Raw genomic sequence first — 13,688 nt, 5'->3', positions numbered from 1 at the left:
CGTCGTTCTGTTCGGCGATCTCTCGCCGTCACTGAGACCCTTGTGGCACCGCCACGTCCCGATCTTCCCCGGTAAGGCACCCCGATGTGAGGAAAACTCCTGAATTCCGGTTATGTCATGACTGGGGTGGGGTTCGGATTGCGGTGCATACCAGCTGCCGCACCGCGTGCCTTCAGGCTCATCACGAACGCCAGCACCTTCGCCACCGCGGCGAAGAACTCCGCCGGGATCTCCTGGCCGACCTCGCAGCTCTCGTTCAGCGCCCGGGCCAGCGGGACGTCCTGGACCATCGGGATCCGGTTCTCGTTGGCCAGCTCGCGGATCTTGTCAGCGATCGGGCCCTTGCCCTTCGCGACCACCTGCGGGGCGCCCTTCGCCGGCTCGTACTTGAGCGCGACCGCGACGTGCACCGGGTTGACCACCACGACGTCCGCGGTCGGCACATCGGCCATCTGGCGGTTGCGCGCCATGGCCATCTGCCGGGCCCGGATCTGCGCCTTGACCATCGGGTCACCCTCGGCGTTCTTGTTCTCCTGCTTGACCTCCTCCTTGGTCATCCGGAGCTGCTTCTGGGTACGCCGCCGCACCACCAGGTAGTCCGCGCCGGCCATCACGATGCCGACCGCCGCGGCCGCCCGGATCAGCGAGATCACCGCGCCCTCGACGATCCCGAGCAGCGAGGCGAGCGGCAGCCGCCCGGCACCCATCAGCTTCGGGACGATGTCCTTCATCGTGGAGTACAGCACCAGGGCCAGCACCGTGGTCTTGACGACCGCCTTGACCAGCTCCCACATCGCCTGCGGGCCGACCATCCGCTTGATGCCCGGCAGCGGGTTGAGACGGCTGAACTTGGGAATGAAGAGCTTGGTGGCGACCCGGATGCCGCCCTGCGCACCGGCCGCCGCGACGCCGACCGCCATCATGGTGACCGAGAGCGGGAGCACCACCCAGAACGCGCTGAACAGCGCCTCCTTCATCACCGCCAGGCCCTTGGCCGGATCCGGGTCCGCGATGGTCTCCGGGATCTTGGCCATCAGCTCCCGGGAGTGGTCCATGGTCTCGGTGAGGACGCGGGGCAGCAGGAGGCTGGCGGCGAGCATCCCGAACCAGGCGCCGAGGTCCGGGGTCTTGGCGAACTGACCCTCCTTCTTCGCCTTCTTGAGCCGCTGTTGAGTCGGTTGTTCGGTCTTCTCGCCGGACATGCCCACCCCCTCCCCGAGAGCTCAGCCGCCGCTGAGCTGGACCACCAGGTTGACCGACTTCTCCACCAGGGTGTGCAGTACGGCGGGTAGCGCCGCGATGGCGAGCCCGGAGAGCGTCACCACCAGAAGGATCTTGACGGGGAAGCCGAGCTGGAACGCGTTGAGCGCGGGCGCCACCCGGTTCAGCAGGCCGAGCGACACGTCGGCCAGGAAGAGCACGCAGATCAGCGGGCCGGCGATCTGCAGCGCGGCCAGGAACATCTCGCCCAGTCCACGCAGCAGCAGCCGGCTGAACGTCTCCAGCGTGAAGGTCGCGTTCAGCGGCAGCGTCTTGTAGCTCTGCAGGAACCCCCGCAGGATCAGCTGGTGCGCGTCGCTGGCGAAGAGGATCGTGGTGGCGACCAGGTTGTAGAACCGGCCGAAGATCGAGCTCTGGCTCATGCCCAGCGGGTCGTACGCCATCGCCAGCGTGAAGCCGCCGAAGAGGTCGAGCAGGTCGCCGGCGGCCTGCAGCGCGGCGAAGAGCAGGGCGGTCAGGAAGCCCAGCCCGGCGCCGACGAAGACCTGCATCGCCACGCAGAAGATGATGTCCGCGGTCTGCAGCGAGGGCATCGAGCCGCGCAGGTACGGCGCCATCGGCAGCGCCAGCCCGACCGAGAGCAGCGCCTTGACCTGGGCCGGGATCAGCCGGGAGTTGAACGGCGGGCAGAGCGCCATCCACGCGCCGGCCCGGACCGCCCCCATCATGATCGCCATCAGCTCGGCGATCGGGACCTCGAACCTCATCGGTACGAGCCGACCAGCGCCGTGATGATCAGCCCCCAGCCGTTGACCAGCACGAAGAGCAGCAGTTTGAACGGGAGCGCCACCGTCACCGGGGGCAGCATCATCATGCCCAGCGACATCAGCGACGCGGAGATCACCAGGTCGATGATCAGGAACGGGATGAAGATGACGAACCCGATGATGAACGCGGCGCGCAGCTCGGAGAGGACGAAGGCCGGTACCAGTGTGGTCAGCGGTACCGCGTCCTTGTTCGCCGGCTGCTTCTCGCCGGAGACCTTGATCAGCAGGGCCAGCTCGTCCGGCCGGGTGGTGGTGTACATGAACTCGCGCAGCGGCTTCACGCCGTCCCTGTAGGCCTGCGACTGGGTCTTGTCGCCGCGCAGGTAGGGCTGCACGCCCACGTCGTTCATCTTCGAGACCGTCGGTCCCATGATGAAAAGGCTCAGGAAGAGCGCCAGCCCGGCGATCACCTGGTTCGGCGGCATGCTGGTCAGGCCGAGCGCGTTGCGGGTGATCCCGAGGACCATGAAGACCTTGGTGAAACACGTGCAGAGCAGCAGCACGGCCGGCGCCACCGAGAGCGCCGTCAGACCGAGAACGATCACCAGCGACGAGGCCGGTTTGCTCCCGTCCGGATTCGTCCCGTTGACGTTGAGGTTGATGCTCGGCGGCGTCGGCTTCGGTGCCTGCGGCAGTGCCACAGGCTTTTCGAGCTTCTCCCGTACGACCGGAGCCCCGCGCTCCTGAACGACGGCCGTGTCCGCCGGCGGGCCCGCCGTGGCCGGAGCCGGCAGCGACAGTCCCAGTCCGGCAACCGCCATCAGTAACAGGATCGCGCGCCGCACTGTTCGACCGGCCATCTCCTTCTGGCCCTCGCGTGCGATGCCGTCGGTTACCACGGCTGGGTGCTGCTCGGTGCAGTCGGACATGGCACCTATCGCCTCGTCGTTCGATCGCGCAGGAAATCCAGGGTGTCCCCCCAGTGCTTCGGGGAGAGCGGTGACTCGCCGTGCAGCCGGTCCGCGAAGGTCGGCTCCTCCACCAGGGGCGGCTCACTGGCCGGATGCCGCCCGGGCAGTTCGTCGGTGGCCGGGATCAGCTGGTCCGGCTCGACCACCACCAAGTGGTCCCGGTGCTCCGGCGGCTCCACCTCGAAGGCGTCCAGCTCGGTCTCGCCGATCAGGTTGATCTGCTGGTCGGTGATGCCGAGCACGAACGCCCGGTCGGCCACCCGGACCACCGCCACCGACGACCCCCGGCTGAGCGGCTGGCGGGTCAGCACCGTCACCGGCCCGTTCCCCCGCCCGCCGAACGGCCGCCGCAGTGCCCGGGCCAGGCCCCACAGCATGAACAGGACCACCAGCAGCGAGAAGGCGACCTTGACGACCAGCTGCAACACCTCGGCTACTCCCGCTCGGTGCCCGGCGAGACGATCTCGGTGATCCGGATACCGAAGTTCTCGTCCACCACGACCACCTCACCCCGGGCGATCAGCCGCCCGTTGACCAGCAGATCCGCCGGACTTCCGGCCGCCCGGTCCAGCTCGACGATCGCGCCCGGGGTGAGCGAGAGCAGTTCCCGGACGCTCATCCGGGTACGCCCCAGCTCGGCCGAGACCTCCATCTCGACGTCGTGCAGCATGTCCAGCCCGCCGCGGAACGAGACCGTCGGCGCCACCCGCGGCGCCACCTCGGCCGTCCCGCTCTCCTCGCCGGGCCACGGATTCAGGGCGAGGGCGATCACCGCGCGGACGTCCTCGTCGTCCCGCAGCGGGATCGCAACCGAGCCCTCCTTGGCGGCCAGCGCGCTGAGCGCGACCCCCGGTTCCATCACCACGCCGGGGTCGAGCACCACCGGCCCGAACACCCGGGAGGCGGCCTCCAGCGCCGGGCGGACCGCCGCGGTCAGGTCCAGCTCGCCGAGCGGGCTCTCCTTGAGCGCGTCCGCCAGGTCCTGGCCGACCACCACGACGACCTCGCCGGCGGCCGCGCCGCTGAACTTCGCGGTGATCGCCTGTCCCTCGATCACCGTCGCGTCGGGAGAGACCGGATCGGCGGCGGCCAGGGCCCGGCTGGTGGGAAGGACGGCCAGTGCTGCCTCGGCGGCGTTCCGGGCGAGGGCCAGCTGCGGCGCGGTGATGGTGGGGGCGGTCATGAGCGGCCAGACTCCTTGGGCGAGTTCTCGTTGGGCGACGGCACGACCAGACAGGCGAGCCGCGCGCCCTGATTACCGGGAACGGCATGCGCGAAAACGATGTCGTTCACGGTCACCTCCAACGGCCGGCTGGTCGGATGCCCCAGCGGCACGACGTCACCCGGACGTAGATCCACGATGTCATCGGTACGCATCCGAATGGGCTGGAATCGCACTGCTACGTCGATCGGAGCCGCGGAAAGTCCGGCGGTGAGGTTGCGCAGCGACCGGTCCTTGGCCTGCCGTTCGGCCGCGCTGAGCACGATCGTCTCGGTCTTGGAGAGCACCGGGAGGATGGTGTTGAAGGGCAGGCAGATCGTCGAGATGCACTCCTCGGCGCCGATCTTGGTCTCGAACGAGGCCACCACCACCGCGTCACCGGGAGCGTGCGCGCGGAGGAACTGCGCGTTGTACTCGATCTCCTTGAGGTGCGGGGTGATGTCGACCAGGCTCTCGAAGCCGTAGCGCAGTTCGCCGAGCATCCGCTCGATCAGGCCGCGCAGCAGCGGCATCTCGACCTCGGTCAGCGGCCGCTCCGGCTGGGATCCGCCGGGCCCGCCGAGCATGTGATCGATCGCGGTCATCACCGCGGACTGGGCGATCTCGATGAGCACCGTGCCGGGCAGCGGGTCCAGCGTCACCACCCCGATGATCGTGGGGTTGGCGAGCGAGGCGACGTACTCGTCGTAGTTCAGCTGCTCGATCGAGATGAGCGAGACGTTGCTGACCGCACGCAGCCGGGTGGTCAGCAGGGTTCCGCAGCTGCGGGCGTACGTCTCGAAGGCGATCTGCAACGTGCGGACGTGCTCGCGGGAGAGCTTGATCGGGCGGCGGAAGTCGTACGGCGCCGGCCCTCCGCCCTGGCCGCGGCGCGACATCTTGCCCGGGGAACGTGCGGCGGTGGTCACGTCGTCCTGATCGGCTGACTTCGCGAACCGCTGAGCCCCGGGGCCGTTTTTGCTCCTCATACGCGATATGGGCGGGTCTCCCGAGGGAGCCCGCCCATCCGCCGATCAGTCCTGCCGGGTCGTCTTACTGGGTCACGAAGGAGGTGTAATAGATGTCCATGACCTCCAGGGTGCCGTCGACCGTGTAGGCCTCCTTGATCTTCTCCAGGAGCGCCTCCTTGGCGGCGTCCCGGCCCTTCTCGGTCTCCAGCACCTCGACCGTCATGCCGGTGTACTGGTCGATCGCGAGGTTCAGCGCCTCGTTGACGTCGACCGCCTCGCTGCCGGTGTCCTCGGTCTGCTGGAGGGCGAAGCCCAGCTTCAGGTAGTGGCTGTCGGCCAGGTTGACCGTGATGGTGTTGTCGATCGCCGTCACGATGCCCTTCTTCGGCGCGGCCTCGGCGGTGTCCCCCTTGAGCAGGAAGAAGGCTCCGGCCCCACCACCACCGAGCACCAGCAGCGCGACACCGATGATGATGAAGAGCATCTTCTTGGACTTCTTGGGCGCCTCGGCGGCGGCAGCGTCCTTCTCGTCAGCCATCTCTATTTTCCCCCGCTCACTCGTGCGTCGTCGACGTGCTGGAATCGGTCGTGGTCGTACTGGTCGAGCTCGTCGTGCTGGTGCTGCTCTCGGCCGTGGCCTCGGCCGAGGTCTGACCGGTGTGCAGCTTCGCGTCGGAGCCGGCCGCCGCGGGCAGCAGAGCCGCCTGGTCGGCCGTGAGCTGGGTCAGGACGACGACGTCCACCCGGCGGTTCATCGTGATCGAGCGAGGGTCGGACGGGTCGATCAGCGGCTTGGTGTCGGAGAAGCCCACCGCGCTGAGACGCTTCTTCACGATGCCGTGGTCCGTGAAGTACCGGACCACCGTCGAGGCACGCGCGGCGGAGAGTTCCCAGCCGCTCGGGTAGTACTTGGTCTTGGACTTGAGCTGGTTGGTGTTGCCGTCCACCTCGATGTTGTTCGACAGCTTGGCGATCGTCGGCACGATGGCGTTGAGGATCTTCCGGCCGCCCGAGCGGAGGTCCGCCCGGTCGCCGGCGAAGACCACCTCGTTGGTCACCACGGTGACCACCAGGCCGCGCTGGTCGATGGTGAACTTCGCGCTGTCGAGCAGGCCCTGCTTGTCGAGCGCGTCGGCGATCTTGTTCTCGATCGCCTTGAGGTTCTCCGCCTCGGCGGTGGCCGCCTGGGCGTTCTTCGAAGCGGTCTTGCGGGACTCGGCGAGGACGGCCCGCTTGACCGCCTCCTGCGCCTCGGACTTCATCCCCACCGTGCCGGAGCTGCCGTCGCCGGGGTTGGACCCGGCGTCGATCTGCACGATCTGAGCGGTGTTCGCCGAGCCGTCGAGCGGCGCCGACTGGCCCGAGAAGGCCGCGCTGTCGGCGCCGAAGCCGGCGGACAGGCCCGAGGCGAGCTCGGCGAACTTCTTCTTGTTGACGTCACTCATCGAGAAGAGAACCACGAACAGTACGAACAGCAGGGTCAGCATGTCGGCGTACGACACCAGCCAGCGCTCGTGATTGACGTGCTCTTCGTGCTCCTCGTGACCGCCCTTCTTCCGGCGGCCGCCTCCCCCTGCTGCACTCATTTAGATCAAGCCGCCTTCTTCGAGGAGGCCGAAGCCTCAGCCTTCTTCATCTCGTCCGGGGGGAGCATGCTGCGGAGCTTCTGGGCGACCAGACGCGGGTTCGAGCCGGCCTGGATGGCCAGGACACCGTCGATGACCAGCTCCATCTCCTCCGCCTCGATGGCGCTCAGGCGGGTGAGCCGGGCACCCATCGGCAGGAAGATGACGTTCGCGCTCAGCACGCCCCAGAGGGTCGCGACGAAGGCCGCGGAGATCGGCTCACCGAGCGACTCGGCGTCGCTCAGGTTCGAGAGCACGTGCACCAGACCCATGACCGTGCCGATGATGCCGATCGTCGGGGCGTAACCGCCCATGTTCTCGAAGAACTTGGAGCCGGCCTTGTCGGCCTTCTTCTTCGCCGCCACCTCGGCGTGCAGCACGTCGTGCAGCTCGTCCGGGTCGGTGCCGTCGATGGCCAGCTGCAGACCCCGCTTGAGGAAGGGGTGCTCGACCGTCTTGACCGCGTCCTCCAGGGCCAGCAGGCCCTCGCGGCGCGCCCGCTCGGCCAGCTTGACGATGCTGTCCAGCAGCTGGGTGGGCGGGGTGACCTTCGCGGTGAAGGCCTTGCCGAGCACCTTGCCGATGCTCGTGGCGTCCTTCAGGACACCACCGGCCATGGCGGCGCAGAACGCTCCACCGAACACCAGCAGCATCGAGGGGAAGAGCAGAATGTGGGAGGGCGAACCGCCGTCCAGGATCTGAACCGTGAAGATGATCGCCAGGGCGGCGACGACTCCGACAATGCTTGAGATATCCATGGTCAGCGGTCCTTCCGGTGCAGCGGGAGCACCTTGGCGTCGAGCTCGTCGTGGGAGGACGAGACAGGGGTCATGGTGGGCTCGGGCTCAATACGACTCGCCTGGGCGATGAGCGAGGCGCGGTAGTGGCGCACCGAGTCGATGAACTCCGGTACCGACTCGGCAATGACGTACTTGGTGCCGTCCACCAGCGTTACGACCGTGTCCGGCGTGCAGTCCACGCGCTCGACGAGATCGGGGTTCAGGGCGAACACGGCACCATTGATGCGGGTTACGAGGATCACTTGATGTCCGTCCTTGGTTGGTTCTTGGCTGGTGGGCCCTCCGTGGCCCTTCACCGTGTATTTCGGCGCGATCCCGGTTGCCGATGAGATCGAACCGGTCGCCATACGGGTGCGACCGTTCTTTCTTCCGGCCGTTTTCCCGCCACCGACGCGACGGCGGCCGGGGCAGGCACCGAGCCTGCCCCGGCCGCCGGCCGGGACCGCGCCTACTGCTAGCGCTTCATGCTGACGAGCTCCTGGAGTAGCTCGTCGGAGGTGGTGATGACCCGCGAGTTCGCCTGGAAGCCGCGCTGGGCGACCACCAGGTTGGTGAACTCCTGTGCCAGGTCGACGTTCGACATCTCCAGCGCGCCGCTGATGACCTGGCCCATGCCGGCGCTGCCGGGCTCGCCCACCTGGGCGTACCCGGAGTTGTTGGTGGACCGGTACATCGAGTTGCCGACCTTCTCCAGGCCGTTCACGTTCTTGAAGGTCGCCATGGCGACCTGGCCCAGCGTTTTCTTCAAGCCGTTGCTGTACACGCCGATGATCTCGCCGGTGTCCGAGACGGTGTACGAGAGCGAGGTCAGGGCGCCGGCCGAGTAGCCGTTGGTGTCGAAGACCCGGCCGTCGCTGTTGCCGGAGTAGTGCGTGATGTCGGTGGCGTCGATGACGAAGCCGTGGTGCTCCACCCCGGCCGCGTCGGTGTACGCCGGAATACCGATCTTGGTCTCGTTCGGCTTGCCGCTGGTGAAGTCGAACGGGTCGGTGTTGTTGTACGTGGTGCCGTCGAGCGTCACCGGGGTGCCGGTGACCTCGGTGCCGGTGTTGGTGGTCGAGTCCCACGGCATGTAGACCTTGTAGCCGCCGCCGGACTGGCGCTGGAAGTTGACGATCTGGGTGCTCGGCGCCCCGAGTTCGTCGTAGACCTTGACCGGAATCGTGTAGTTGACCTTCGTGGCGTCGGTCATGTCGATCGGGTCGCTGGTCAGGTTCCCCTTCAGCGTGATGGTCGACGTCTCCTGCGGCGGGATGGTGCTGCCCAGCGGCATGGTGATGTCGCCCGGTTTGGCGGCCGAGTTGACGTTGCCGTCGGTATCCGCGGTCCAGCCCTGCACCGGCTCGCCGGTGGCGTTGGTGAGCAGGCCGTTCGCGTCGAAGAAGAACGAGCCGGCCCGGGTGTAGAGGTCCTCCCCGCCGCTGCGGGTGATGAAGAAGCCGTCGCCCTGGATCATCATGTCGCCGGACTTGCCGGTGGTCTGCGCCGAGCCCTGGCTGAAGTTCTGGGTGATGCCGGCGACCCGGACGCCGAGACCGACCTGCGCCGGGTTGGTGCCCGCCTGGCCGTCCTGCGGCGAGCCCGCGGCGCCGATCATCTGGCTCAGCGTGTCGTTGAACTGCACGCTCGAGGCCTTGTAACCGGCGGTGTTGACGTTCGCGATGTTGTTACCGGTGACATCCATCATCTGCTGATGCGCGTGCAGGCCACTGATACCGGAGTAGAGAGAACGCAGCATGGAAAAGGATCCTTCGCGGTAAGGGAAACGGGGAACACACGAGGTTTACTGCTGAGTCGTGGTCTTAATCTCCGTGACCTTGGACAGCTCTACATCCGTGTTCCCGACCCTGAGCGTCGGTTCGCTGTCTCCGTTGAGCTTCGCGGAGCCGACGACTCCGGTCTGCGTCGCGCCGGTCTGGTCCATGTACGTGACCGTCTTGCCGACCAGGTCGCTGGCGCCGATCATGCGTTGCGCCTTCATCATGCTGATCATGTCTTCGAGCTTCTCGACCTGCGTGAACTGCGCGGTCTGCGCCAGGAACTGGGTGGAGTCCGCCGGATTCGACGGGTCCTGGTACTTGAGCTGAGCGACCAGCAGCTTCATGAACGTGTCCTTGTCGCCGAGATCCTTACCCTTTTTCAGGTCGTCCGCGGCTTTGCTCTTCGCGGCGGCCGCGGCGGCGGCCGCCTCGGCACCCGCAGGACTGTTCATTCCGGAGATCGGTGAGGTCATGGACTTCTCCTGTCCCGTAGAAAGCTCAACCTAAGGTTCGGCCCGGGTGCGGATTTGCTTAGCGCCAAAAATGCCTGCGGGCCCGCCGACTATCGGCGGGCCCGCAATGGGGACTCTTCGGTTGTGCCGCGCTTTCCGCAGCGCGGAGAAGCCGGGGCTCAGGGCGCGAGCGAGAGGCTGAGCTTGCCCTTGCCGTACCGGCTGACCTCACACATCAGGTCGAGTCGCCGGCCGAGTGCCAGCAGGATGGCGCGGGCGTCGTTCGGCAACTCCATGCCCGGGTAGATCACCTGATAGAGCTTGATGTGCGGCGATCCCTCCTTGTTGAGGAGGCTGGTGAAGACGTTGAACAGCTCGAAGACGTTCTCCGCCAGGTTCGGGAAGAGCTGCTTCTCGTCGATGCTGTCCTCGGCCGCGCCGGGCGGGAGCAGACCGAGTGCGGCGCCGGCGTTCGCGGCGAGACTGAGCTGCATGCCCATCGCCGCGTAGATCTTCTGGCCGGCGTCCGTGAAGATCGCGACCGTGGCGGTCTTGACCTCGTCCGCGCTGAGGGGGTCGCCGGGGCTGACCGTCACCTCACGGCCCAGAAGATCCTCGAACAGATTGCGTACGGCTAGTGAGCCGGGAAGAACCGAGACGTCTGACATGTCGTAATCATCCCAAAATAGGAGCGAAAACTTCGTCGAATCGCTCAGCGGTGAAGGGTTTGACGATGAAGAAGGCGGCGCCCGCGGCTTCGGCGGCGGTCTTCATCTCCGGGGTCGACTCGGAGGTGACGAAGCCGAACTTGACCTGATTGCCGGCCGCACGCAGCTGACGCAGCACGTCGATGCCCGTCATGTGGGGCATGTTCCAGTCCGAGATGACCAGGTCCGGTTTCTCGTCGTTGACCATGTCGAACGCCTGTTGGCCGTCCGCGGCCTCGACCAGGGTGTGGTCGTCGAAGCCCGCCTGCCGCAGGGTCCGGACCACGATCTGCCGCATCACCCGGCTGTCGTCGGCGATGAGGATCTTCATGCACCCTCCTCCTTCGTCTCGGTGTTGCTCTGCCACATCGAAATCGACACCGGTTCGCCTTCCCACAGGCCGTAGACGCCGCTGATGCGTTCGGTGTTCGGATAGCGCGCCGAGGCCTCCGGCGCGAGCACAACCTGTGGGAGCGACAACTGCGCGCCCGGGGGGAGCATCGCCTTGACGTTGCCGCCGACGATGTTCGCCAGTTCACCGAGCGTGTCCGAGATGTCCTCCTCGCTCACCTCCTCCATCTCCATGGCGAGGAAGGCGGCCGCGGCACGCTGGGCCGCGGCGCGGGAGGAGGAGTACACGATGTGCCCACTCCAGGATCCGGTTATGGAGACCGACGAGTGCACCTCGGAGGGCTGATTCTCGTCGTACGTCGGTATCAGAGGGCTGATGCCCTCGGGATCCAGATATGACTCCCATACCTGTTCCACCATCTCGGCGAGGTCGCTCTCGTTGACCTCGACTTCGACACTCATGAGTTCGCTCCGGTCGGGACGAGGCCCAGCAGGGCCAGCTTTTCGATCATGGCGCCCTCGGTGAAGGGCTTGATCACGTACTCGTGGGCGCCCGCGGCGAGCGCTCGGACGATCTGGCTCTGTTCGCTCTCGGTGGTGACCATCACCAGGGTCATCTCGCGCAGCCGCGGGTCGGCCCGGACCTTCATGACGAACTCGAGCCCGTTCATGTTGGGCATGTTCCAGTCGATGAGGGCCAGTTCCGGCACCTCGGTCAGTTCGGCGAGCCGGTCCAGCGCCTCCTTGCCGTCGCCGGCCTCCACCGCCTCGAAATTGAGCTTCGTGACGATGCGCTTGAGGATCATGCGCATCGCGCGCGAGTCGTCGATCACCATGGCGCGCATCGGCGTCATCCCCTCCTTCCGGTGCCCGCGGGCACCGCATTACGGGTTCGGTAGGCGGAGGTACGGCCTGCGGCCACCCGCTCGTAGTTGTCGTCGATCCCGATCGTCGTCTCGGCTGCCCCGAGGAAGAGCCAGCCGTCCGGCCGGAGGATCTTGGCCGCGTTCTGCAGCACCTGACGCTTGGTGGCGACGTCGAAATAGATCAGCACGTTGCGCAGGAAGATCACGTCGTACGGCTGCATCGGAGGGAAGGGCGCGGTCAGGCTCATGTGCTTGAACGTGACGTTCCGGCGCAGTGTCGGGATGATCCGCCAGTGCGCGCCGGCCCGCTCGAAGTACTGCACCAGCTGGGTGGCGGCCAGGCCGCGGTTCACCTCGACCTGGCTGTACTCGGCCTTCTGCGCCCGCTCGACCATCGCTGTGGAGATGTCGGTGCCGTTGATCTCGAAGGTCCAGCCCGCCGGCAGGGCCTCCTGCAGCGTGATGGCGAGGCTGTACGCCTCCTGCCCGCTGGAGCTCGCCGCCGACCAGAAGCGGAGCTTGCGCTGGGACGCCCGCGACTTGATCAGCTCCGGCAGCACCACGTCGGTGAGCGCGGAGAACGGCTCCCGGTCCCGGAAGAACGACGTCTCGTTGGTGGTGAGCGCGTCGATGATCTTTCGCTGGTGCTGAGGGTTGGGCCGCTTCTGCAGCTCCGCGATGAACTCGTTGACGTTGGGTGACCCGACCGCGCGGGCGACCGGGATCAGCCGCGCCTCGACCAGGTACTCCTTGCCGGGGGCCAGCACGATCGACGCCTCGCGCCGCACCATGTTGGCGATGAAGGTGAACTCGCCTTGCGACAGGGTCATCGGGCCACCGCCGCCGCCCGGCCCACCCGCACCCGGTTCACGAGGGCACCCGCGATCCGGTCCAACGGCAGGATCTCGTCCGCCAGTCCCGCACCGACCACGGCGCCGGGCATTCCCCAGACCACCGAGCTCGCCTCATCCTGTGCCAGTATCTCGGCGCCCGAGTCTCGTAGCACTTTCGCACCACCCCGTCCGTCTTGTCCCATTCCGGTGAGCACCGCCGCGAAGGCTGATGCGCCATACAGCGCCGCCACCGACCGGAACATCACGTCCACGGCGGGCCGGCAGGAGTTCTCTTGTGGTCCGTTGTTGAGCTGGGTCAGCGTCGCCGTCCCCTTGCGTACGAAGATCAGGTGCCGGTCGCCCGGGGCGATGTAGACCGTTCCGGGCGTGAGCTCCATGCCCTCGCCCGCCTCGACCACCTTCAGCGGGGTGGCCCGATCCAGCCGTTCGGCGAACATCTTGGTGAAGACCGGCGGCATGTGCTGAGTGATCACGACCGGCACCGGCAGATCGGTCGGCAGCCCGAGCAGCACCTTGGTGAGCGCGTCCGGTCCGCCGGTCGAGGAGCCGATCGCGAGGATGTCGATCCGGCCGCCGGGCGCGCGCTTGGCCGCCGGGCGGGCCGGTGGCGCGCCCATCGGCGCGGGCCGGGCGGCCCCCGCCGGTGGCAGGCCGGGCCGGGTCGGTACGGCGCCGGGCCGCAGCCCGGCGGTCGGGGCCGGGCCCCGGGGCGGCGCCGCGGGAGGCGGCCTGCGCCGCCCGCCGAGCGCCTGGATCTTGGGTACGAGCTGCTCCCGTACGGCCGCGATCGACTGCTGCACCGAGCCCACGTTGCTCGGCTTCGTGACGTAGTCCGTGGCTCCCGCGGAGAGGGCCTCCAGGGTCGCCGAGGCACCCGCCGCCGACAGCGTGCTGAACATGATCACCGGAAGGCTCGCGTGCCGCTTGCGCAGCTCGCGCACCGCCTCGATGCCGTCCATCTGCGGCATCTCGATGTCCATGGTGACCACGTCGGGCTTCAGCTGGTCGATCTTGGCCTGGGCCAGGAGGCCGTTCGCCGCGGTGCCGACCACCTGAATGCCGGGTGCCTCTCCGAGAGCGTCGACGATCAGCCGACGGACCACCACGGAATCGTCGACGACGAGAACCGAGATCATTCGACC

18 protein-coding genes are annotated in these 13,688 nt (G+C 67.3%); all 18 read right to left on the bottom strand.

What is annotated here, in order from left to right:
- Nucleotides 1–110 precede the first annotated feature (110 nt).
- Complete coding sequence (locus tag AB0M08_RS14155; RefSeq protein ID WP_364492513.1) at nt 111–1,202, bottom strand: EscU/YscU/HrcU family type III secretion system export apparatus switch protein; 1,092 nt, start codon at nt 1,200–1,202, stop codon at nt 111–113.
- Nucleotides 1,203–1,223: 21 nt separating this feature from the next.
- On the bottom strand, nt 1,224–1,988 hold the full coding sequence (locus tag AB0M08_RS14150; protein ID WP_364492512.1) for a flagellar biosynthetic protein FliR: 765 nt from the start codon (nt 1,986–1,988) through the stop codon (nt 1,224–1,226).
- A complete protein-coding gene (gene fliP, locus AB0M08_RS14145) occupies nt 1,985–2,809 on the bottom strand; it encodes a flagellar type III secretion system pore protein FliP (RefSeq protein WP_364492511.1) in 825 nt (274 codons plus the stop codon). Before fliP ends, AB0M08_RS14150 begins: the two co-directional genes overlap by 4 nt.
- Before the next feature lie 113 nt (nt 2,810–2,922).
- A complete protein-coding gene (locus AB0M08_RS14140; RefSeq protein ID WP_364492510.1) occupies nt 2,923–3,387 on the bottom strand; it encodes a flagellar biosynthetic protein FliO in 465 nt (154 codons plus the stop codon).
- Between the two features lie 5 nt (nt 3,388–3,392).
- Nucleotides 3,393–4,142, bottom strand: coding sequence for a flagellar motor switch protein FliN (gene fliN / locus AB0M08_RS14135; protein WP_364492509.1), 750 nt, complete (start codon nt 4,140–4,142; stop codon nt 3,393–3,395).
- Nucleotides 4,139–5,089 carry a flagellar motor switch protein FliM gene (locus AB0M08_RS14130; protein WP_364492508.1) on the bottom strand — a complete coding sequence of 317 codons (951 nt, stop codon included), beginning with the start codon at nt 5,087–5,089 and terminating at the stop codon, nt 4,139–4,141. The genes fliN and AB0M08_RS14130 overlap by 4 nt, the downstream gene beginning before the upstream one ends.
- 124 nt (nt 5,090–5,213) lie before the next feature.
- On the bottom strand, nt 5,214–5,669 hold the full coding sequence (locus AB0M08_RS14125; RefSeq protein WP_364492507.1) for a flagellar basal body-associated FliL family protein: 456 nt from the start codon (nt 5,667–5,669) through the stop codon (nt 5,214–5,216).
- Between the two features lie 16 nt (nt 5,670–5,685).
- Nucleotides 5,686–6,717, bottom strand: coding sequence for a flagellar motor protein MotB (locus AB0M08_RS14120; protein WP_364492506.1), 1,032 nt, complete (start codon nt 6,715–6,717; stop codon nt 5,686–5,688).
- 5 nt (nt 6,718–6,722) lie between these two features.
- Nucleotides 6,723–7,514 (bottom strand): motility protein A, encoded by a 792-nt coding sequence (locus tag AB0M08_RS14115; RefSeq protein ID WP_364492505.1) that lies wholly within the window; start codon nt 7,512–7,514, stop codon nt 6,723–6,725.
- Between the two features lie 2 nt (nt 7,515–7,516).
- Complete coding sequence (locus AB0M08_RS14110; RefSeq protein ID WP_364492504.1) at nt 7,517–7,903, bottom strand: flagellar FlbD family protein; 387 nt, start codon at nt 7,901–7,903, stop codon at nt 7,517–7,519.
- Nucleotides 7,904–8,010: 107 nt separating this feature from the next.
- Nucleotides 8,011–9,294: a flagellar hook protein FlgE gene (locus AB0M08_RS14105; RefSeq protein WP_364492503.1), complete on the bottom strand. Its 1,284-nt coding sequence runs from the start codon at nt 9,292–9,294 to the stop codon at nt 8,011–8,013.
- Nucleotides 9,295–9,339: 45 nt separating this feature from the next.
- A complete protein-coding gene (locus AB0M08_RS14100; protein WP_364492502.1) occupies nt 9,340–9,789 on the bottom strand; it encodes a flagellar hook capping FlgD N-terminal domain-containing protein in 450 nt (149 codons plus the stop codon).
- A 158-nt stretch (nt 9,790–9,947) separates the two neighbouring features.
- Nucleotides 9,948–10,436, bottom strand: a complete 489-nt coding sequence (locus tag AB0M08_RS14095) for a hypothetical protein (RefSeq protein WP_364492501.1) — start codon at nt 10,434–10,436, stop codon at nt 9,948–9,950.
- 7 nt (nt 10,437–10,443) lie between these two features.
- Complete coding sequence (locus tag AB0M08_RS14090; RefSeq protein WP_364492500.1) at nt 10,444–10,806, bottom strand: response regulator; 363 nt, start codon at nt 10,804–10,806, stop codon at nt 10,444–10,446.
- Nucleotides 10,803–11,288: a chemotaxis protein CheX gene (locus tag AB0M08_RS14085; protein WP_364492499.1), complete on the bottom strand. Its 486-nt coding sequence runs from the start codon at nt 11,286–11,288 to the stop codon at nt 10,803–10,805. The genes AB0M08_RS14090 and AB0M08_RS14085 overlap by 4 nt, the downstream gene beginning before the upstream one ends.
- Complete coding sequence (locus tag AB0M08_RS14080) at nt 11,285–11,680, bottom strand: response regulator (protein WP_364492498.1); 396 nt, start codon at nt 11,678–11,680, stop codon at nt 11,285–11,287. The genes AB0M08_RS14085 and AB0M08_RS14080 overlap by 4 nt, the downstream gene beginning before the upstream one ends.
- Nucleotides 11,677–12,522: a protein-glutamate O-methyltransferase CheR gene (locus tag AB0M08_RS14075; protein ID WP_364492497.1), complete on the bottom strand. Its 846-nt coding sequence runs from the start codon at nt 12,520–12,522 to the stop codon at nt 11,677–11,679. The genes AB0M08_RS14080 and AB0M08_RS14075 overlap by 4 nt, the downstream gene beginning before the upstream one ends.
- On the bottom strand, nt 12,519–13,682 hold the full coding sequence (locus AB0M08_RS14070; protein ID WP_364492496.1) for a chemotaxis response regulator protein-glutamate methylesterase: 1,164 nt from the start codon (nt 13,680–13,682) through the stop codon (nt 12,519–12,521). The genes AB0M08_RS14075 and AB0M08_RS14070 overlap by 4 nt, the downstream gene beginning before the upstream one ends.
- Between the last annotated feature and the right edge of the window lie 6 nt (nt 13,683–13,688).

This window comes from Actinoplanes sp. NPDC051851 (assembly GCF_040681165.1).
Classification (GTDB): Bacteria; Actinomycetota; Actinomycetes; order Mycobacteriales; family Micromonosporaceae; genus Actinoplanes.
Note: the sequence above shows the minus strand (reverse complement) of the source record. Positions and strands in the feature narration are given on the sequence as shown.